This window comes from Candidatus Blochmannia sayi (nom. nud.), assembly GCF_059935855.1.
The window spans coordinates 387564-409705 of record NZ_CP011796.1; the positions used below are offsets into that span (position 1 = coordinate 387564).

The 22142-nt window shown below is 28.4% G+C and carries 16 protein-coding genes and 3 tRNA genes; 12 read left to right on the forward strand and 7 right to left on the reverse strand.

Features of this window, described 5'->3' with window-relative positions; translation table 11 throughout:
• Positions 1 to 148: 148 nt before the first annotated feature.
• The 5 genes from Bsayi582_RS01635 to nagB form a co-directional block, all read right to left on the reverse strand.
• Positions 149 to 220, reverse strand: a tRNA-Gln gene (locus Bsayi582_RS01635).
• 92 nt (positions 221 to 312) lie between these two features.
• Positions 313 to 394, reverse strand: a tRNA-Leu gene (locus Bsayi582_RS01640).
• A gap of 40 nt (positions 395 to 434) precedes the next feature.
• A tRNA-Met gene (locus Bsayi582_RS01645) sits at positions 435 to 508 on the reverse strand.
• 414 nt (positions 509 to 922) lie between these two features.
• Positions 923 to 2083, reverse strand: a complete 1161-nt coding sequence (nagA, locus tag Bsayi582_RS01650) for an N-acetylglucosamine-6-phosphate deacetylase (protein ID WP_500816066.1) — start codon at positions 2081 to 2083, stop codon at positions 923 to 925.
• A gap of 11 nt (positions 2084 to 2094) precedes the next feature.
• Positions 2095 to 2898, reverse strand: a complete 804-nt coding sequence (gene nagB, locus Bsayi582_RS01655) for a glucosamine-6-phosphate deaminase (protein WP_500816067.1) — start codon at positions 2896 to 2898, stop codon at positions 2095 to 2097.
• Between the two features lie 947 nt (positions 2899 to 3845).
• Here nagB and glnS point away from each other — a divergent pair.
• Positions 3846 to 5495, forward strand: coding sequence for a glutamine--tRNA ligase (gene glnS / locus Bsayi582_RS01660; protein WP_500816068.1), 1650 nt, complete (start codon positions 3846 to 3848; stop codon positions 5493 to 5495).
• 117 nt (positions 5496 to 5612) lie between these two features.
• Here the strand turns inward: glnS and fldA are convergent, their stop codons facing one another.
• Together fldA and Bsayi582_RS01670 are read right to left on the reverse strand one after the other, a co-directional pair.
• Positions 5613 to 6140 (reverse strand): flavodoxin FldA, encoded by a 528-nt coding sequence (gene fldA / locus Bsayi582_RS01665; RefSeq protein ID WP_500816069.1) that lies wholly within the window; start codon positions 6138 to 6140, stop codon positions 5613 to 5615.
• Positions 6141 to 6365: 225 nt separating this feature from the next.
• Positions 6366 to 7130: an alpha/beta fold hydrolase gene (locus Bsayi582_RS01670; RefSeq protein ID WP_500816070.1), complete on the reverse strand. Its 765-nt coding sequence runs from the start codon at positions 7128 to 7130 to the stop codon at positions 6366 to 6368.
• A 286-nt stretch (positions 7131 to 7416) separates the two neighbouring features.
• Here Bsayi582_RS01670 and Bsayi582_RS01675 point away from each other — a divergent pair, with 286 nt between their 5' ends.
• From Bsayi582_RS01675 to Bsayi582_RS01725, 11 genes are all read left to right on the forward strand, one after another.
• Positions 7417 to 9075 (forward strand): phosphohexomutase domain-containing protein, encoded by a 1659-nt coding sequence (locus tag Bsayi582_RS01675; RefSeq protein WP_500816071.1) that lies wholly within the window; start codon positions 7417 to 7419, stop codon positions 9073 to 9075.
• A 1696-nt stretch (positions 9076 to 10771) separates the two neighbouring features.
• Complete coding sequence (gene sdhC, locus Bsayi582_RS01680) at positions 10772 to 11179, forward strand: succinate dehydrogenase, cytochrome b556 subunit (protein WP_500815514.1); 408 nt, start codon at positions 10772 to 10774, stop codon at positions 11177 to 11179.
• Entirely contained in the window at positions 11155 to 11502 is a 348-nt protein-coding gene (sdhD, locus tag Bsayi582_RS01685; protein WP_500815515.1) for a succinate dehydrogenase, hydrophobic membrane anchor protein, read from the forward strand. The genes sdhC and sdhD overlap by 25 nt, the downstream gene beginning before the upstream one ends.
• Positions 11503 to 13281 carry a succinate dehydrogenase flavoprotein subunit gene (gene sdhA, locus Bsayi582_RS01690; protein WP_500815516.1) on the forward strand — a complete coding sequence of 593 codons (1779 nt, stop codon included), beginning with the start codon at positions 11503 to 11505 and terminating at the stop codon, positions 13279 to 13281. It abuts the gene before it with no gap.
• A 15-nt stretch (positions 13282 to 13296) separates the two neighbouring features.
• Positions 13297 to 14046: a succinate dehydrogenase iron-sulfur subunit gene (locus Bsayi582_RS01695; RefSeq protein ID WP_500815517.1), complete on the forward strand. Its 750-nt coding sequence runs from the start codon at positions 13297 to 13299 to the stop codon at positions 14044 to 14046.
• Between the two features lie 178 nt (positions 14047 to 14224).
• Positions 14225 to 17098: a 2-oxoglutarate dehydrogenase E1 component gene (locus Bsayi582_RS01700; RefSeq protein WP_500815518.1), complete on the forward strand. Its 2874-nt coding sequence runs from the start codon at positions 14225 to 14227 to the stop codon at positions 17096 to 17098.
• A 20-nt stretch (positions 17099 to 17118) separates the two neighbouring features.
• Entirely contained in the window at positions 17119 to 18372 is a 1254-nt protein-coding gene (gene odhB / locus Bsayi582_RS01705) for a 2-oxoglutarate dehydrogenase complex dihydrolipoyllysine-residue succinyltransferase (RefSeq protein WP_500815519.1), read from the forward strand.
• Positions 18373 to 18486: 114 nt separating this feature from the next.
• The gene (gene sucC, locus Bsayi582_RS01710) at positions 18487 to 19680 is read left to right on the forward strand and encodes an ADP-forming succinate--CoA ligase subunit beta (RefSeq protein ID WP_500815520.1); all 1194 of its coding nucleotides are present in this window, start codon (positions 18487 to 18489) and stop codon (positions 19678 to 19680) included.
• Complete coding sequence (sucD, locus tag Bsayi582_RS01715) at positions 19664 to 20557, forward strand: succinate--CoA ligase subunit alpha (protein ID WP_500815521.1); 894 nt, start codon at positions 19664 to 19666, stop codon at positions 20555 to 20557. The genes sucC and sucD overlap by 17 nt, the downstream gene beginning before the upstream one ends.
• A 358-nt stretch (positions 20558 to 20915) precedes the next feature.
• A complete protein-coding gene (tolQ, locus tag Bsayi582_RS01720) occupies positions 20916 to 21662 on the forward strand; it encodes a protein TolQ (protein ID WP_500815522.1) in 747 nt (248 codons plus the stop codon).
• Positions 21631 to 22059, forward strand: a complete 429-nt coding sequence (locus tag Bsayi582_RS01725; protein ID WP_500815523.1) for a biopolymer transporter ExbD — start codon at positions 21631 to 21633, stop codon at positions 22057 to 22059. The genes tolQ and Bsayi582_RS01725 overlap by 32 nt, the downstream gene beginning before the upstream one ends.
• The last annotated feature ends 83 nt before the right edge of the window (positions 22060 to 22142 follow it).

Consider the following 22142-nt stretch of genomic DNA (forward strand, 5'->3'; position numbering starts at 1 on the left):
TCAGCTTTACATGAATCTCTATTGTATACATAAAGATCATAATTATATAACGCAGAATATTTATTAATTTTTATCATATTAATAATTGTGAACTAGTCATAGGATCAAATCTTTTTCATTTTTATTTGACGTAATTGTTTATTTTTTACTGGGGCACCAGGATTCGAACCTAGACATGGCGGGATCAAAACCCGCTGCCTTACCGTTTGGCTATGCCCCACCACCACGTTCTTTATTATAAATAAAAGATATTGATTGATTTACTATACTATTACATTATATTTTTAATATATATTTAATTAACAAATAACATGCGGGAGGCGAGATTTGAACTCGCATACTTTGCAGTATCAGAACCTAACTCTGACGCGTCTACCTATTTCGCCACTCCCGCATGTTATATTTATTCAAATAATACAAATAATAATATAATATAGCTACGACAGGAATTGAACCTGTGACCTCAGCATTATGAGTGCTGTGCTCTAACCAACTGAGCTACGTAGCCAAATTTCAATTAATATAATTATATATCATTCTGTTACAAATAATTATCAAATATTTTTTTAATTTCTTTCATACTTATTTCAATAATAATATGAATACAATTTATCCATATAACTTTATAAAAAGTATCACAAGAAATTATTAAAAATCGCGCAACATAACCTTATATTTCATTTTTCAAAAAAAATTTTATAATTTAAAAAATCATACCAAATAATAGCTATCTCTTTAATTTTTACTTGACTTGTATGAATAAAACTATAATTTAAGATATCTCATAAATAATAAAGCGACAAATAATTTATACAGTAATAAAAAAATTAAAAAACACTAACTATTTTTATAGTTTATTAAAAATCATAAAACACCTCTTAACACATAAATAAGAATATATTATGGTTATTAACATATTAAATTACGTAAATAATGTATTCGTTATTTTACCATTAACGATCGTTTTTTTTATTTGATAAGCTTGATCAAAAACGGTTAAATTAGCAATTTTATTAGCTTCCAAACTACCTAAACAATGATCCACTCCGATAGCTTGTGCAGGGTATAAAGTAGCCATGCGTAAGGCTTCATCTAACGGTATCCCAACGTGTTCAACGCTATTTTTTATTGCTTGTATCATTGTTAAAGCCGATCCGCTCAATATACCTTCATCATTCACACACATATGATTATTATAATGTATAATTCTATTAGAAAAAATAAAATCAGATATTGCCTTATTCGTGCCTACAGGACTAGTAGCATCAGTTACTAAGATTAAACGATCTCCTTTAATTTTTTTAGCATATCTAATATTAGCCCAATGAACATGCAAACCATCTGCTATAATACTACAATATATTTCTGGAAAATCAAAAATAGCACCTATCACACCTGGCTCACGAGCAATTAATGGAGGCATAGCATTGAATAAATGAGTTCCGAAACTAACACCATGTAAAAAACTAGACTGTGTTTGTTTATAAGTAGCATTAGAATGTCCGATAGCAATACAAATTCCTGATTTTTGTAACTTTTGAATAAAATTCATATCTAATTGTTCAGGAGCAAGGGTTATTTGTCTAATGACATCACTGTTATCACACAAATAATCTATCATTTTTTCTGTTGGAAAACGGATTAAACCAGAATCGTGTATACCTTTTTTTATGGGATTTAAAAATGGACCTTCTAAATGTAATCCTAAAGCCTGATTTTTATTTTTAGATAAAAAAATCCGCATAACTTTAACAGCTTGTTTCATCAACATATCACTACTAGTAATTAAAGTCGGAAGAAAACTAGTACAACCTGAAAATTGATTGGTTATCTGCATAGTTTCTAATGTAGATACTGATATCGCACTCATGTGATCATTAAATTGTACACCACCGCATCCGTTAATTTGTAAATCTATAAATCCAGGTGCTAATATAGTTCCTGATAAATCATATATATATATATTTTTAGGTAATGTGTCAATTAAACAAACATCCCTAATAACACCCTTAGAAATTACAAGAGCATGACCATTAAGAATCTTTTTACCAGTGAAAATTCTACCATTAATTAAAGCATACATATTTTAAACAATTATTTTGTAATTATTTGACTATTTAATTCTAATTCTCTAAAATATCTAATAGTTTTCATTTTTAATTCCATAGTTGACAATTCATCACATACTAATATTGATTTAGGATGCAACTGCAAACAACTAACAGTCCACATATGGTTAACATTTCCTTCAATTGCCGCTTGTACTGCTGCAGCCTTACTTAATCCAGTTGCAATGATAATTATTTCTTGTGATTCTAACAATGTAGCGATGCCAATAGTTAATGCAAACTTAGGAACCAACTCAATATCATCATTGAAAAATCTAGCGTTTGACAAACGAGTTTCTTTACTTAAATTTTTAACTCTAGTACGCGATGTTAAAGAAGATCCTGGTTCATTAAAAGCAAGATGCCCATCATTCCCGACCCCACCCATAAACAAGTGAATATTTCCATATGATTTGATCCGATTTTCATATCGTTGACATTCAGCGTTTATGTCATCAGTATTTCCATTTAAAACATAAACATTTTCTTTCGGAATATCAATATAATCAATAAAATTTGTATGTATAAAAGCATGATAACTCTTCGGATCTTCATAAGATAAACCTAGATATTCGTCCATAGTAAATATCACGACATGCTTAAAACTTATTTGTTTGGATTGATATATTTTTATTATATTTTTATACGTTTGTATCGGTGTTCTACCAGCCGGTAACCCAAGTACAAATGGATTATTAACAGTAGGGTTAAAAGAATTAATACGACAAACAACATAATGAGCAACCCACTTAGCAACGTGATCAGCAGTGTCTAAAAATACAACCCTCATACGGAAATCCTTACCTCTTTACGTCACTAATAAATTAATTTTTGATTGTTTAAAACATTTAGGCATAACTAAAATTATCGTACATATATAATTAATTTATTTGTAATATTTTATATTAAATTTTTAAAATAAATTTTTTCGTTTCAATACCATTGGTTGCAGCGTATGTTAACGAAACATAATGAAATGTAATTTATTAAAATCTTAAATTTATTAATTCATATAAATTTTATTAAATAATGCAAGATTAATTTTAAAAATTACTTTAATAATTATTTCAGTTATAATTTAACATACTTACATTACTCATATATTATCAATTTCAATATAAGCACACATACCAATTTTTATATAATTGCACTGCATAAAACTCCATATTTACAACGTGTATACAAGTACTTTATTAATAAAAGAACTAGACAAAATACATTATATCAAATATAATGAAAATTGCAACGACGGAATAAAATTTAGACATATTCCAATTTCATAAGTAACACATTTCTATACTCCAATTCTTACTATTTTTGAATGCATAATAATTATTATGCTATTGTTACAGATAGCCTACGTAAACTATTACATAAATGCTGATATACTATATAAATTAGTGTTTTTATAAAAAACCACAAATTTATAAAAATAGATATTATTCTAATTTTAGAAATAATTTAAATGATCATTAAAATGACATAATTTACATATGTTATTTACCATAACAATTATTGCAGTTTTCATGTATCTTGAAAATAATAATATTTATCAAACTACTGTAAAAAATATTATAGTAGATAGTATACAATTTAATAATTTTCAGAAATTAATTTAAATATTTCTATATAAACAATTAAAATAAAAAAATTATCATTCTCAACAATAAAATATATTGTCTACATACTAAAAAATATACCAATATATCTTAAAAAATAAACAAAGTGAAAATATTTATGAATTACAGATCTAATTTTATTTACCATATTATTAATAAAGATTTAAAATCAAAAAAATATACTAACATACGGACACGTTTTCCTCCAGAACCTAATGGATATCTACATATTGGACATGCTAAAGCTATTTGTTTAAATTTTGGTATTGCTCAATACTATAATGGTCAGTGCAACTTACGATTCGACGACACTAATCCTGAAAAAGAACACAAAAAATATATTGAAGCTATTAAATATGATATTAAATGGCTTGGTTTTACATGGTATGGAAACGTACATTACTCATCAGATTATGTTGAAGAATTATATAAATATGCCATTAAATTAATTAAAAAAGGGCTAGCATACGTAGATGAATTATCTACAAATGAAATTAGAAAATACAGAGGAACGCTAATACATGCCGGAAAAAATAGTCCATACCGATCCCGCAGTATTCAAGAAAATTTGACTTGTTTTTATAAAATGAAAAACGGAGATTTTCCAGAGGGCGGTGCTTGTTTACGCGCTAAGATTGATATGTCTTCTTCTTATATGGTGATGAGGGATCCAGTATTGTATCGTATTAAATATACCCCACATCATCGTATTGGAAACAGTTGGTGCATTTATCCAACATATGATTTTAGTCATTGCATTTCAGATGCAATAGAAGGTATTACCCATTCTTTATGCACTTTAGAATTCCAAGATAATCGTATTTTATATAACTGGATACTAAATCATATTGATATTAATATACACCCTGTGCAATATGAATTTTCTCGTCTTAACTTAAAATATGTAATAACATCTAAACGTACACTCAAAATATTGGTTACAAAAAATATAGTCAACGGATGGAATGACCCTCGTATGCCTACAATTTCTGGATTACGACATAGAGGATATACAGCTGAATCAATTCGAGAATTTTGTCATCGCATCGGAATCAGTAAACAAGAAAGTCGAATAGAATTATCACTCTTGGAAGAGTGTATTCGTTCAGGCTTAAATAAACACACACCACGACTTATGGCTGTAATTAATCCAATAAAAATCATTATTAACAATTTACCTTCAGGATATGAAGAAAAAATTCAGATACCAAATCACCCTAATGATCCCAATATGGGAATGCGGTATATTTTTTTTAGTAAAGAAATTTTTATTGATAGTTTTGACTTTTATGAAACATTAAATAGTGATAAATGTCGTAAATTAGCATTAGGAAAAGAAATACGACTAAGATACGCATATGTAATAAAAGCGGAATATATAGAAAAAGATGATCATGGAAACATTATTTGCATTTATTGTAGTTATGACGCACATACTTTAAACAAGCACCCAACAGACGGTAGAAAAATTATTGGAGTAATTCATTGGGTATCAGCCACAAAAAACATACAAGCAGAATTCCATTTATACAATAAACTATTTAATCATCCTAATCCTTCAAACACAGCAAACTTATTGGAACATGTAAACCCTCAATCTTTAGTGATTTCCCATGGAGTTGTTGAAAAAACCATCGTCCAAATTGATGATTGCGGCCCATATCAGATAGAACGTGAAGGTTATTTCATTATAGATCGTAAACTGTCAAAAGAATCTCGTTTAGTATTCAGTAGAATAGTAACTTTAAAAAATTCCAAACCTTATTAAAAAATAATTAATACATCCCATATGTACTTACTTTCAAATAATCCACTATTTGATTAAATACATCACAATATAACACAATATTATTTAATAACGATAAAATATTAAATATTAGTTAATTCATGAACAATCAATATTCATCTCGTTACGAATTTGTTCAACCCAATGTTTCACTCGCGTCTCCGTCATTTCAGGTTGACGGTCTTCATCAATAACCAATCCAACAAACTTATCTTCATCAATTACACTTTTTGACATATTGAAATGATAACCAGATATAGGCCATGATCCTGTAACTATAGCGCCATTTTTCAAAATAATATCATATAAAATACTCATTGCATCACAAAAATATTCTGAATAATCTTCTTGATCTCCACATCCAAAAATTGCTACTTTTTTATTAGAAAAATCAATATTCCTAAGTATCGGTAAAAAAGAATCCCAATCACACTGAGGTTCACCATAATACCAAGTAGGAATGCCAAATAATAACTTGTCATAACTTTCTATATCTTCTTTAGAACTTACAGCTATGTCAAAGACATCGACAATATTCTTTCCTAAATTCTCTCGAATCATGTTGGCAATTTTTTCAGTGTTACCTGTATCACTACTAAAAAAAATACCTACAGATGCTGTTCTCATAATTTTAAAACCCCATATTTATATGATTACAAGTCTATTTTTATTATTTCCTCGAAAAACATTATTTTCATAATGACATTTAAATATTAATTACTAATATGGTTTTATTATACATCTATGTAATATTTAATATCAATCAAAATAATCATCAAGACTATTGCTAGTATTAACTTTTAAAATTTAAAATAATAAATAAAACTTTACACAACATCAAGCATAACATAATTAATGAACAATAAATTTATTAATTATGCTAAATACACGCGAGGGATTATCTCGATGTACCCAATGTCCTGCGTTAGGTATAGTACATATATGTGTATTCGGAAATTGATGGTAAACATCATGCATATAATGATCTGAAAGATATGAAGATAATGCGCCTTTAATAAATAATGCTGGCCCCCACCAAGTGTGGTATGTACTCCAATCACTAATAAAAATATAATTATTTTTAATAAATGAAAAATTAAAATCCCAAAATCCTCGATGAAAAGATTTTAATAAAAATAAAATTAAATCCTGATCAATAAGATCTTGTCGCATGAAATATATCGCTTCACTCCTATTTTTTACTCCAGATGAATTAACACGTTCAATTGCACGAAAAACATTATCGTGCTGATGTATGTTATATTTTATTGGAGCTATATCAATAATAACTATCTTACTCACACGTAGAGCCGCCAACATACACAATTTCATGGCAACTTTACCTCCCATTGAGTAACCAATAATTATGCATTTTTTTATAAATAATTTATCCAATAAATCTAAAATATCTGTTGCCATTACGGTATAATTCATGGATTGCGCGTGAGGAGAATTCCCATGATTGCGCAAATCAACTTGCACAACACAATAACGACGCGCTAAACTTTCAGCAAGCATTCCAAGATTACTAAGACTGCCAAATAACCCATGAATCATTATTATTGGAGTTGTTTTATATATAGTTTTAGATATTCGTAATCTATAATTGAGTTCCATATTATAATTACAACATAAAAATACATAATTTATCAATAAACAATTCAGAAAACGTGATCACAATATTCTTGCCATAAACCGAATTACTTTATCTGAATCAAAATAACACCAATGTATATCTATAAATCCATTTATTTTTGAAAAAATAATGCAACGTATTTTTAAAAACATATTCTAATATTTTAAAATATAATAAAAAAAATTGTAAAAATCAATACGTTAATTAATACTAATTAATATTACAACGTTTATCAAATTACAAAAAAATTATTCAAGGAAATTCTATATGAAAAACCATATTCGCTCTGGACAACTTGCATTACGCAATGAAATTATTAATACATCCCAATTAATAACAAAATACTATACTTTATCTCCAGATCCAAATGTTAAAGCTCATAGTGTTGTATTCGGAACATCTGGACATCGTGGAAGCTCTCAACGACGTAGTTTTAATGAAGCGCATGTATTAGCAATTAGCCAATCAATTGCGCAAATACGTATACAACAAGGTATAACCGGGCCATGTTATATTGGAAAAGATACACATGCCTTGTCTGAATCAGCTTTTATATCTGTACTTGAAGTATTAACAGCTAATTCCATCAATATTATTATACAAAAAGATAATGGTTATACTCCTACTCCTGTCATTTCTCATGCTATTATTCAATATAATAAAAATTACAGTAATCATGCAAAAAAAGCTGATGGTATTATTATTACATCTTCTCATAACCCACCTGAAGATGGTGGAATCAAATATAATTCAATATTTGGAGGACCAGCGCCTACTCATGTAACTCGCATAATCGAACGAACTGCCAATGAATTTTTAATAAATAATTTAAAAAATATAAATCGTATAACATTAAATAACGCTTGGAAAAGTGGTTATATACATACACAAGATTTGATTTTAAATTATGTTAAAAAATTATCTACAATAATTAATATTCAAGCCATAAAAACATCTGGTTTAAAATTAGGAGTTAATCCTTTAAGTGGGGCAGGTATAGCTTATTGGCAAAATATTGCTCAATATTATCAATTAGATTTAAATTTAATTAATGAAAAAGTCGACAAAACTTTCAGTTTTATGCATCTTGATTATGATGGTTGCATTCGCATAGATTGTTCTTCTGAATTTGCAATGACTGGAATGTTGAAATTAAACAATAATTTAGATTTACTTTTCGTTAATGATCCTGATTGCGATAGACATGGAATCATCACTTCTTTTGGTTTAATGAAACCCAATCATTACCTTGCCATTGCAGCAAATTATCTTTTTCACAATCGTCCACTATGGTATGATCATCCATTAGTTATAGGCAAAACTTATGTATCTAGTATGATGATAAATCGTCTAGCATATAGATTCAATCGTAAATTATTAGAAGTTCCAGTAGGTTTTAAATGGTTTACACAAGGATTATTTAATAGTTGTTTAGGTTTTGCAAGTGAAGAAAGTGCAGGGGCATCTTTTTTAGATTTTTACTGTTCTCCATGGTCTACTGATAAAGATGGGTTTATTATGTGTCTATTGGCGGCTGAAATAATGGCTGTTAGTGGTAAATCACTACAAAATTACTACAGTCAATTGGTTCAGAATTTTGGAATATGTAGTTACAATCGCATTCAATTGCCTATTAGTTACGCGCAACAATCTCTTATCTCAAAAGCATCCTTCAATCAAATAAATATAACAGAATTAGCAAATGATCCTATCATTAAAATAATAAATATAATTCCATCAAAAAATAAAATATCTATGGATAACATAAAAATAATCACACCTAATGGTTGGGTAGCGTGTCGCCTATCAGGCACTGAACTAGTATACAAAATTTATTGTGAAAGTTTTTTAGATACGTCTCATAGAAAAAAAATTGAAAAAGAAATAATAGACATGATCCACCCTATCGCTAATTTTATTTTTTAACAAAAAGATTAATAACAAAAAATCAAAAAAATTAAATAATTATTAATATTGTTGATTTTTTGTTATTATCCGACAATTATTTCAACTAAAAATATCAGATACACGTGTATCGTATATACACGTTATGTGATATTTAATACTAAATACCTTAAATAAAAGTTCAAATTATTTGAATGATCGTTGATATTAATAATTAACTTTATAAATTCAAATATTATAAAATTAATGTTCACACTCATTTAAATAATAATATATATGTTATTGACATAACAGTGTATTTAGATTTAAATGCACTCTATTACCTTAGAACACATACCGTATGAAAATATTATAACGAATATTATAATATTATGAAATTTATATTCAATCTTTAAAAATTATTATTTGTGTAGACAATATAAATATATTGTTAAACAAAACTATATATCAACATAATATTAAATTATAGTAACAATATATCTTGATTTTATAACCATTTTTAAAAAATCGTTAAAATACTTAATTTTTAATATTCTGCAACACATCTTATACGTATCAAAAAATACACACCATTATCGTAACCTTATATGTTAATTGTATAGATTTCGTCGCACGATAACAACATTATCATTATATCTATATAACACTTATGAAGATAAAAACATTTATACTTCTATCAATTATATTTTATATATAAACATAATTAATATATACACATATATTAAAGGTTCAATTTGTTATTAGTACTCGCATTAAGTATATATATCATCCATTTCATAAGAACGAATACAACACATACTTAATAATAATTTGTAGTTAAATTATTTTAAAATAAATAAAATTTAGTTCCTAACCAGTTTATACACACAACAATATACATATTATTCAGTATGTTAAAAATATATTGAACATATAGTAAGTTATAATATACGATAACTAATATCATCATTTTAATACCAAAATTAATACTACATACAACGTATACAAATTTTGTCCTAATTCTACAAGCATCATTTATTAATTTTTATTCGAAAAAATTTTTCAAAATAATAATAAATATATTATAAAAAATATATAGTTTTTATACCATTCCCTAATTACGAGATAACGTCACCGAGCACAGTTTTGATTATAATTAATAATGACATAATTTAAACAATAAAAACTAGAGATATGTGAAAAGATCACATCAAAAGTAAATGTAAATAACATAAATATTCTATTATAGAAGATATCTTCTTTTCAGAAAACATATCATAAATATTCAGACTCATTGTTATATAAATTACTTTTTAACTAAAAATATGATTTAAATAATCCCATTACAAACATAAATTACTCCATTAAAATATTTTACAATATAAAAATATAATTTATAATTTAAATTATTATTATATGTTCGTAAAAATATTCTTCCTAAACATCAAATCAAAATAAAAATAATTTCTAATTTTATAATATTATTAAATTGTTAATAATATACAAGATACTGTATTACATATAATGTAATTATTTGTTATAATGTTTTCGAATATTGATATAATTTGAAGATATCAGATTAAAAATGACAAATATAAAATATCTATGCTACTCAAATAAAATATTAGATTAATTATTAGTCTGTTTAATTTTAATTATTTTTTTATTTACTAATATTTTAAATATAAAAGCATAATCATAACATGTGGTTGCTATCATGTAACTTAAGAGTGTTTATATGATTAAAAAAAATGAAAATCCAACAAATTTAAATATACAAACCATACGATTTCCCATAACCGCTGTGGCTTCGATTCTACATAGAATATCTGGAATATTATTGTTTGTAACAATCGGCCCGATTCTTTGGATATTAAAATTATCTTTATCCTCTAGTGATTCTTTTTTTTACATTTATCATTTTTTACTAACGAATAATTATGTTTTCAAATTATTATTTTGGATAATTACAATAATACTTAGTTATCATATAATAGCTGGTGTTCGTCATATTTTAATGGATTTCGGATATTTAGATCAAACATTACTGATAGGAAAAATTAGCGTAAAAATTGTATTTATACTAACTATTTTATTATCTATTTTCAGTGGAATTTTGATATGGGGTCCATTAAATCTATTTTAAAATATCATGGAGTATATGAATGGCTGTTGGTACGGTGTTCTGCTGTAGCAATGTTGTTATATATTATATATATATCTTATTTTATTGCTTCTGTTAACACTTTATCTTACGATAAATGGTATGATTTTTTCAGCGAAAATATTACGAAAACATTCAGTATCATAGCTTTACTTTCTGCTTTAAGTCATACTTGGATTGGGATGCGCCATGTATTGGAAGATTATATAAAACTATCTGCATTAAGACAAGTAGGGATATGGATGATTAGTACCATATTATTCATATATTTATTATGCGGAATAATTATCATTTGGAGTATATAGATGCATCATTTACCAGTTAAAGAATTTTTTTCTGTTGTCGTTGGAGCTGGCGGCGCAGGTATGCGTGTTGCATTACAAATTTCTAAAATGGGATTCTCTTGTGCTTTAATTTCTAAAGTGTTTCCTACACGGTCACACACAGTCTCAGCTCAAGGTGGCATTACAGTTGCTCTTGGTAATAATCACGAAGATGATTGGCAATGGCATATGTATGATACCGTCAAAGGATCAGATTATATAGGTGATCAAAACGCTATTGAATATATGTGCAAAACAGGACCTAAAGCAGTCTTAGAATTGGAACATATGGGATTGCCATTTTCCAGATTAAAAAATGGTCGTATTTATCAACGCCCATTTGGAGGTCAAACATTATATTATGGAAAAAAACAAGCAGCACGTACTGCCGCGGCTGCTGATCGAACTGGTCATGCATTACTACATACCTTATATCAACAAAATTTAAATACTAAAACAACTATATTTTCAGAATGGTACGCACTAGATCTAGTAAAAAATCAAGACGGAAGAATACTTGGCTGTATTGCGTTTTCCATTGAAACAGGAGAATTAGTATACTTTAAAGCTCGAGCTACGGTGCTTGCGACCGGAGGAGGAGGTCGTATTTATCAATCAACTACTAATGCTCATATAAATACCGGTGATGGAATTGGTATGGTATTGCGCGCAGGTATTCCTGCCCAAGATATGGAAATGTGGCAATTTCATCCAACTGGTATCGCTGGTGTTGGGATCTTAGTAAGTGAAGGGTGTCGTGGAGAAGGAGGTTATCTTTTAAATATTATGGGAGAAAGATTCATGGAACGATATGCTCCCAATGTCAAAGATTTAGCTGGAAGAGATGTAGTAGCTCGTGCAATTATGTTAGAAATTCAAGAAGGACGAGGTTATTCAGGATCATGTGGTCCTCATGTTAAACTAAAAATAGATCATTTGGGGAAAGAATTATTAGAATTACGATTACCTGGAATTTTAGAATTAGTGCGTACTTTTTCCTGTATAGACCCTGTGAAAGAATTGATCCCAGTATTTCCTACATGTCATTATATGATGGGCGGGATTCCTACTACAATATATGGAGAAGTAATCAATATAAACAATATGGGCGTAGATGTAATAGTTCCAGGTTTATTTGCAGTTGGAGAAACTGCTTGTGTATCAGTACACGGAGCTAATAGACTTGGTGGAAATTCTTTATTAGATTTAATAGTATTTGGATATGCTACTGGAACACACATACAAACATATTTATCAGAAGAAGAATGGCCAGTTCGTGGCCCCACTAATTCCGATATAGAAGCATCATTGGCACGATATATGCGTTGGAATAATAATCGATCAAATTCAAAAGAAGACCCAACAACAATACGTCAAGACTTACAATCATGTATGCAAAAAAATTTTTCTGTTTTTAGAGAAAAACAAAAAATGATTCAAGGTTTGAAAGAACTAAAAGAAATACGTAATCGATTGAATTATGCTACCTTATCAGATAAATCTCATACGTTTAATACACAACGTATTGAATGCTTAGAATTAGATAATTTGTTAGAAACTGCCTATGTAACTGCTATGGCAGCAATTTTTAGAACCGAAAGCAGAGGGGCTCATAGTCGTTATGACTTTCCCATGCGTGACGATAAAAATTGGTTATGTCATACATTATATTTACCAAAAAATGACACTATGGTTCGCCGTAATGTGAATATGAATCCAAAATTTAGACCACCTTTTCCTCCAAAAGCTCGAGTATATTAAAAATGGAGTTTAAATATGAAAATTAAATTTTCCATTTATCGTTATCATCCTGAAATTAATAAGAAAGCTTATATGCAAAATTATACGCTTAATCTGTTAAATGAAAAAAATCTAACATTATTAGATGCTTTAATTAAATTAAAAGAACAAGATCCAACTTTAACATTTCGACGATCTTGTAGAGAGGGCGTATGTGGTTCTGATGGAATGAATGTTAACGGTATAAATAACTTAGCATGTATTACTTCGTTAAAAAAATTATGTAATAATAATTATAATAATATCATTGTAGTTCGTCCATTGATTGGATTTCCAATAATTCGCGATCTAGTAGTGAATATGAATCAATTTTATCGTCAATATGAAAAAGTCAAGCCATTCTTAATGCATGATCAGCACAATCAACAATCGCAACAACCATCTCATGAATATTTGCAATCTCCAGAAGAACGTTCTAAATTAGATGGATCTTATGAATGCATATTATGCGCATGTTGCTCTAGCTCTTGTCCTTCTTTTTGGTGGAATCCGGATAAATTCATCGGACCTGCTGGATTATTAACCTTATACCGTTTTTTAATGGATAGTCGCGACACTAATCATGAAGAACGACTAAAGCATTTTCAAGATTCTTTTAGTGTTTTTCGTTGTCATAATATTATGAATTGCGTTAGTGTATGCCCCAAAAAATTAAATCCAGCTAAAGCTATAGGTCACATTAAACGAATGTTAGTGAAAAATATGATAAGAATAATTAATGTTTAAACATTAATTATTCTGACTAAATATAATTTAAAAAACATAGAGATATCAACTCTATAACATTTAATATACATCTGTGTATAAATAATAATAATCAACAACTTAGAAAAAGATTAATTATTTTATTAAAAATTAAATGTTAGAAATTTAAAGATATAATGAAATATAAGGATACATTATCATGTATAATGCAACGCTTAAAAATTGGCTAGATTCTTCTTATTTATCAAAAAATAATCAATCTTACATAGAACAAATTTATGAGGATTTTTTAAAAAAACCTGATTCTATAGATTCTAGTTGGTTTGAAATTTTCAGACAATTATCTCTTGAAAAAAACTCTGAAAACAAATCTTTTGTTAATTTAACAAATAACATACATTCTCAGTCAAAAAAAAATACTGGATATAACGAATTATATATACAAACTAATGCTTATGATCATATTACTTATACACAGATATTACAATTAATAAATTCTTTTAGAGCATATGGTCACCAATATGCTACGCTAGATCCATTAAAACTACATGAAAAAAAACCTAAAAACTATCTTTTAGAATTAGACCATTATCGCTCCATTTTTCAAAATGTTCAAAAAAAAATTGACGTAGTTCCTTTTGGCATAAAAAAAGATCCAATGACTCCGTTAGAAATATATAAATTCCTTAAAATAACTTATTGCGGATCTATCGGAGTCGAATACACACATATTCTTGATATAAACACAACGCTGTGGATTCAAAATTATTTTGAATCCACAGCGGGGATGTTTGATTTTCATGATAAAGAAAAAAAACAATTCCTCGAAGAAATAATAGCGGCAGAAGGAATAGAACGTTATTTAGGAACAAAATTTCCAGGAGTTAAAAGATTTTCATTAGAAGGAGGCGACGCTTTAATTCCTATGCTAAAAGAAATAATACGTTATTCTGTTTATCATCACAATATTAAAGAAATATTTTTAGGAATGGCTCACCGTGGGCGTTTAAATGTTTTAGTTAATATCTTAGGTAAAAATACTCAAGATTTATTTAATGAATTTTCTGGTAAACACCAAAGTCCCTTTGGTAGCGGTGATGTAAAATATCATCAAGGATTTTATTCAGACATTACAGTTAATGGACAAATAGTGCATTTATCTTTACTATGCAATCCTTCTCATCTTGAAATTATTAGCCCAGTAGTTATGGGGTCCACTCGAGCTCGTATTGACAAATTACTAAAAAACTCAATTTATCACCATAATAGTGCAGCAATAAAACATAATGTAGTATTACCTATAACAATACACGGAGATGCAGCTGTTAGTGCTCAAGGAATAGTCCAAGAAACCTTTAATATGTCTCAAACTCATGCTTACGATGTAGGAGGTACAGTTCATATTGTTATAAATAATCAAATAGGATTTACTACGTCAAATATACATGATATTCGTTCTACACAATATTGCACAGATATCGCGAAAATGATACAAGCTCCCATATTGCACGTTAACGCAGACGATGTAGAAGCAGTCATATATGTTACTCGCATTGCATTAAATTTTCGCAATACATTCAAACGCGATATAATAATTGACTTAATATGTTATCGTAGACATGGACATAACGAAGCTGATGAACCAAGCGTCACTCAACCTGTAATGTATAAAAAAATTCGTAATCATCCAACATTACTTAATATTTATTCCGATAAATTAATAAAAAATAAAACTATAAATATAGATGACAGTTTTAAAATAATTAATGCGTACCGCGAAAAACTAAACAAACAACACTGTGTGCTACAACAATGGCAACCGATCCATATTCGAACTGCATTACATACAAATAATAATTTAAACAAAAATAAAAAAACATTAAATTTTGATAAAATAAGCAATCAATATTTAAAGAATTTAGCATATTGTATCAATGATATTCCATCAAGTATAACCATGCATTCTAGAGTAAAAAAAATTTATAACGACAGGATAGAGATGGCATTAGGCAACAAACTATTTGATTGGGGAGCAGCAGAAGTTTTAGCATACGCAACATTATTAGATCAAGGAATCTCTATTCGATTATCCGGAGAAGATGTTGCTCGTGGAACATTTTTTCATAGACATGTTGCAATATATGATCAAAATAATGGTACAAAATACATCCCTTTAACACACATTAATAACGAAAAAAATAAACAACAAGGATTTTTCTCAATTTGGGATTCAGTATTATCTGAAGAAGCAGCTTTAGCATTTGAATATGGTTATGCCAGTGTATCAAACGATATGTTAGTAATTTGGGAAGCACAATTTGGAGATTTTTCTAACGGCGCTCAAATTGTCATAGATCAATTTATCAGTTCTAGTGAACAAAAATGGAATCAACTATGTGGTTTGGTAATGCTTCTACCTCATGGATATGAGGGGCAAGGTCCAGAACATTCTTCCGCACGTATAGAACGATATTTGCAACTATGTTCTGAAGACAATATTCGCGTCTGCATACCCTCCACTCCGGGCCAGTTGTACCATGTATTACGCCAACAAGCAAGATATGCTATTAAAAAACCACTAATCATTATATCACCAAAATCTTTATTGAGGCATCCGATGGTAACTACTTCATTAGAAAATCTAGTAAATGGATCGTTTAAAACGATATTTAATGAAATAGACAATAATATCACTTCAAATCAAATAGCTCGTGTGGTATTATGCACTGGAAAAATATATTATGATTTATTGAGTCAACGACGTAAAAATAAGCAATATAACATAGTCATCATTCGTATTGAACAACTATATCCTTTTCCCTATGCAGATACACAAATTATTCTTTCCTCCTATTCAAATGTACAAGATTTCGTTTGGTGTCAGGAGGAACCTAAAAATCAAGGAGCTTGGAATTACATACAGCATTGTCTTCATAGTATAATACCAAAAAATGGTATATTAAACTATATAGGGCGTCCCGATTCTGCTGCGCCTGCGGTAGGATATTTATCAGTACATCAACAACAACAAAAAAAATTAATTGACGATGCATTAAACATAAACATCAGTTAATTTTTTCAAAAGGATATAAAATGAGCAGCAGTATAATAGATATTTTGGTGCCAAACTTACCCGAATCAGTTTCAGATGCTACTGTGGCAGCATGGCATAAAAAACCAGGAGATAAAATTCAACAAGATGATATTTTACTTGAAATTGAAACCGATAAAATAATGTTAGAAGTTCCTGCTCCAAACACAGGAATATTAGAAGTAATCTTAGAACAAGAAGGAGCAATAGTTACATCTGGACAAATTTTAGGACGTATAAACCTAAATTATATAGTTTCTAAAACAGACACAAAAGAATCGATTCAAAACCAAGAATTTAAAAAATCAATACTGCCTCAACCAGAACATATTATCACTCAAAATAATGAAAATCACAAAATATTAACTCCATCCATTCGAAAATTAATAGCAGAACATAATTTGCAACCAAAAAACATTCAAAGTAGCGGAGTAAAAGGGCGTTTAACTCGTCAAGACATAGAAGAACATATGCATCTTACAAAAAAAACACACTATATTGATCAAAAAAATGACACAAATATAGATCATCATCAAATAAAAAAGATAAAAAACGATCGCAAAGAAACACGTATTTTAATGAATCGTTTACGAAAAAAAATTGCAGAACGTTTGCTAGCTGTAACTAATACTACAGCAATGTTAACTACCTTTAATGAAGTAAACATGCAACCCATCATGATATTACGAAAAAAATATGGAGAATTGTTTGAAAAACGTTATGGAATTAAATTGGGTTTAATGTCTTTTTATGTAAAAGCAGTTTTAGAAGGTTTACGAAGTTTTCCTGAAATTAATGCGTCCATTGATGGGGAAGAAATAGTGTACTACAATTATTTCGACATAAGTATTGCAGTGTCTACGATACGTGGTTTAATTACACCAGTATTACGAGACGTTAATATGTTAAGTATAGCCGATATAGAAAAAAATATAAAATCTTTAGCTGAAAGAGGGAAAACTGGAAAACTAACAATTGAAGAATTAAGTGGAGGTAATTTTACTATTACTAATGGCGGAATTTTTGGTTCATTGATGTCTACTCCCATCATTAACCCTCCACAAAGCGCAATTCTTGGCATGCATGCAATAAAAGATCGACCAGTAGCATTAGATGGTCAAGTAGTAATATTACCCATGATGTATTTGGCATTATCGTATGATCATAGATTAATCGACGGAAAAGACTCAGTAAGTTTTTTAGTATATATTAAAGAATTGTTAGAAGATCCAATGCGTTTACTTTTAGAAATTTAGTAAAATACACAGAAATATACATTAAACACAATACAATAACTTATTAGCATTAACATTACATAATGTATACAAATAGACACATCAAAAATACTACAATACATACGGTCACATATCATGAATTTATATGAATATCAAGCAAAAAATATGTTATTAAAATATGATTTACCTGTTTTAAAAGGTTATGTATGTACTACTTTAAATGAGGTAAATCACTATATCTCGTCAAATAATATAGGGAATGGTCCATGGGCAGTAAAATGTCAAGTGCAAGCAGGAGGACGTGGAAAATCTGGAGGAATTTGTATTGCACACGATACAACTGATATATTGTCATTTTCTAATAAATGGCTTAATAATAAATTAATCACACATCAAACTACTGATACTGGAGAATTAGTAAATTCTATTTTAATAGAACCAGCTGTTGAAATTATTAAAGAATTTTATTTAAGCATATTAATTGATAGAGACGAATCCCTAATAATATGTATGGCCTCTACACACGGCGGTATTAATATTGAAAACATAGGAAAAAAGGAACCTAATTTCATTCATAAGATCACAATAAATCCTTTAATTGGAATATATCCCTATCAAGGGAGATTGTTGGCATGTAAATTAGGATTATTTGGATCCAAAATTAATCAATTTTCAGAAATTATTGTTAAAATAACACATATGTTGCTGAAAAAAGATTTAATGTTAATTGAAATCAATCCATTGGTTATAACCAATGACAATGATTTTATTTGTTTAGATGCTAAAATTATTGGTGATGATAATGCGATATTTAGACAACCAGAATTGCTAAACATATATCATACAAATCAAACAAATAATATGTTATCTAGTCAATTAAGTTCTATAAACTATGTTCCTCTGGAAGGAAACATCGGTTGTATGGTAAACGGAGCTGGATTAGCAATGGCTACTATGGATATGATTACATCATTAGGAGGAATGCCTGCTAACTTTCTAGATATCGGAGGAGGAGTCAATAAAGAATGTATAGTATCAGCTTTTCATATGATGTTAAATGATACTAAAATACAAGCAATACTTGTAAATATTTTTGGTGGCATTGTATGTTGTCATTTAGTTGCTAATAGCATTATAACAGCATTATCAACACATAATACAAAAAACAAAAAACACATCCCTATTGTGATCCGATTAGAAGGAAACAATGCTAAATTAGGCTCTAAAAAATTAATTGATAGTCCCTTCGATATTATAGTTACTGATAATTTAATCCATGCAATCCAGACAATTTTAAAAATGGTAAATAAAAATGTCAATTTTGATTAATAAAAATACAAAAATAATTTGTCAAGGATTTACTGGTAAAAATGCTAGTTTTCACTCTCAACAAGCATTAAACTATGGCACAAAAATAGTAGGTGGAGTTACTCCAGGAAAAGGAGGATCCATCCACCTTGGATTGCCAGTATTTAATACCGTCAATGAATCGGTAAATAGCACCAACGCAAATACTTCTATTATTTATGTACCTGCTCCTTTTTGCAAAGATGCGATTTTAGAATCAATCCATTCAGGTATCGAATTAATTATTTGTATTACTGAAGGCATTCCAATATTAGATATGTTATTTATAAAACAACAATTAAAAAAACATAATACACGTATGATTGGTCCAAATTGTCCGGGACTCATCGTTCCGGATCAATGTAAACTTGGTATAATGCCGAGTTCTATTCATAAACCAGGTTGTATAGGGATTGTATCTAGATCAGGCACTCTAACATACGAAGTAGTGAAACAAATAACTGATCTTGGATTAGGTCAATCTACATGTGTTGGTATTGGAGGAGATCCAATACTTGGTTCTGATTTTATCGATATATTAACATTATTTGAACAAGATCCTCAAACCTCATTAATAGTAATGATTGGTGAAATCGGAGGTAAATCTGAAGAAAAAGCAGCTGACTATATTAATAAACATATAAAAAAAACAGTAGTCGCATATATAGCTGGAGACACTGCTCCTCAAGGGAAACGTATGGGACATGCAGGTGCCATCATTTCTGGCTCAGGAAGCACAGCGCGTGAAAAATGTTCAATTTTATCTAAATCAGGAGTACATGTTGTAAAAAATTTTATTAAAATCGGTCAACACGTGAAATTTATTCTAACACAACAACAAAAAGTAAATATACAGTGAGTAAAACGAACAGCATATGTAAAAATTGTATGATATTAACATATAATAAATATAAAATAACGATGATGCGCTAATGATAATTAATGTGCTATTTTGCTGTATTTAGTGTAGGTAAGTAAATAGATTATTTTTCTGTATTATTTTAAATTTTTTAAGTAAATACATAATTACATTTTATTCATATATCTTCTTAGAAACTAAGGCTTCTATATAGATAATTGTTTTTATAGAAAATTTTTTAGAATACTGTACATAATAAATAATTAAATTTAAAGAATCAAATTGCTTTCAGTAATTATAAGTTTTTTATATAAATTATATAATCCACTTTTGATATAAACATATAATTAATATTAATATGGATATTTTTGATTTATTTTTAAAAGCTGATATTTTAGTACAAATTAGTGTATTCATACTAATTGTATTTTCTATATTATCTTGGAGTATTATTTTTAATCGCATCTTCATACTTAAAATTGCGCATAGCAAATTAAAAGCATTTGAAAAAAAGTTTTGGTCTGGAATAGACTTATCTGATTTGTATCAAAAAATTTCAATTCAACGCAACGAATTAAATGGAGTCGAACAAATATTTTATTTGGGTTTTAAAGAATTTTCTAAATTATGTCAAATAAAATATTTATCTCCTAGAATGATAATATCTAGAACATTTCATGCTATGGATGTCGCAATAAACACAGAACTAAAAATATTAGAAGATTATATTCCATTGATAGGTACAATTGGATCTATTAGCCCATATCTTGGATTATTTGGAACTGTATTAGGCATTATACATGTTTTTGTTGAATTAGGAAAAATAACCGACGACACCGCTATTACTCAAACGATTCATATACAAATTATCGCGCCAGGAATCGCTGAATCATTAATTTCTACAGCTCTTGGCTTGTTTGTAGCTATTCCTGCGGTCATGGCATTTAATTATTTAAGTGCACAAGTAAATAACATAGATCAAAATTATAATAACTTTATAGAAGAATTTATTTCAGTTCTGTATCGACAAATTTTTTATAATATTGATCCTACACTAAATAAGGAAAATAAATATGAAGAGACCGCGTACAAGACATATGATTAAATCTGAAATTAACATTATACCATTTTTAGATATTTTATTAGTTCTTTTAATGATTTTAATGATGACACCATCTAAATTGATGCAAAGTTTTGAAGTAAATCTTCCAAATAGTAAAATAGCAACAAATATCATCAATAATGAAAAATTGATAATTACCATTGAAATTTTAGGAATGGGACTTTACAATCTTGTCATTAATAATAAATATGTGGGACAAATACACTTGAATCAACTTTCGTCAAATATCAAATATCAACAAACACATACAACTCCCAATATAACATGTCTAATAGCTGCCTCTAAAACTATAGAATACGACGAAGTTATTAAAGTTTTAAATTTATTAAACAATATAGGTATACATTCAATTGGAATGCTGACAAATCCTTCTAATTAAATATACAGTAAATATTTTTATAAAAATTAAATGATATTACATTTGTTAAAAATACATAACAAAAAATTTAAATTTTATATTGG

What these genes read in the sequence shown, in the direction of transcription:
- Bsayi582_RS01695 (WP_500815517.1), top strand. Translation starts at nt 13,297, where the DNA reads ATGAAAATTAAATTTTCCATTTATCGTTATCATCCTGAAATTAATAAG.
- Bsayi582_RS01670 (WP_500816070.1), bottom strand. Translation starts at nt 7,130, where the DNA reads ATGGAACTCAATTATAGATTACGAATATCTAAAACTATATATAAAACA.
- Bsayi582_RS01700 (WP_500815518.1), top strand. Translation starts at nt 14,225, where the DNA reads ATGTATAATGCAACGCTTAAAAATTGGCTAGATTCTTCTTATTTATCA.
- fldA (WP_500816069.1), bottom strand. Translation starts at nt 6,140, where the DNA reads ATGAGAACAGCATCTGTAGGTATTTTTTTTAGTAGTGATACAGGTAAC.
- nagB (WP_500816067.1), bottom strand. Translation starts at nt 2,898, where the DNA reads ATGAGGGTTGTATTTTTAGACACTGCTGATCACGTTGCTAAGTGGGTT.
- glnS (WP_500816068.1), top strand. Translation starts at nt 3,846, where the DNA reads ATGAATTACAGATCTAATTTTATTTACCATATTATTAATAAAGATTTA.
- sucD (WP_500815521.1), top strand. Translation starts at nt 19,664, where the DNA reads ATGTCAATTTTGATTAATAAAAATACAAAAATAATTTGTCAAGGATTT.
- Bsayi582_RS01725 (WP_500815523.1), top strand. Translation starts at nt 21,631, where the DNA reads ATGAAGAGACCGCGTACAAGACATATGATTAAATCTGAAATTAACATT.
- nagA (WP_500816066.1), bottom strand. Translation starts at nt 2,083, where the DNA reads ATGTATGCTTTAATTAATGGTAGAATTTTCACTGGTAAAAAGATTCTT.
- Bsayi582_RS01675 (WP_500816071.1), top strand. Translation starts at nt 7,417, where the DNA reads ATGAAAAACCATATTCGCTCTGGACAACTTGCATTACGCAATGAAATT.
- sdhA (WP_500815516.1), top strand. Translation starts at nt 11,503, where the DNA reads ATGCATCATTTACCAGTTAAAGAATTTTTTTCTGTTGTCGTTGGAGCT.
- sdhD (WP_500815515.1), top strand. Translation starts at nt 11,155, where the DNA reads ATGGGGTCCATTAAATCTATTTTAAAATATCATGGAGTATATGAATGG.
- tolQ (WP_500815522.1), top strand. Translation starts at nt 20,916, where the DNA reads ATGGATATTTTTGATTTATTTTTAAAAGCTGATATTTTAGTACAAATT.
- sdhC (WP_500815514.1), top strand. Translation starts at nt 10,772, where the DNA reads ATGATTAAAAAAAATGAAAATCCAACAAATTTAAATATACAAACCATA.
- odhB (WP_500815519.1), top strand. Translation starts at nt 17,119, where the DNA reads ATGAGCAGCAGTATAATAGATATTTTGGTGCCAAACTTACCCGAATCA.
- sucC (WP_500815520.1), top strand. Translation starts at nt 18,487, where the DNA reads ATGAATTTATATGAATATCAAGCAAAAAATATGTTATTAAAATATGAT.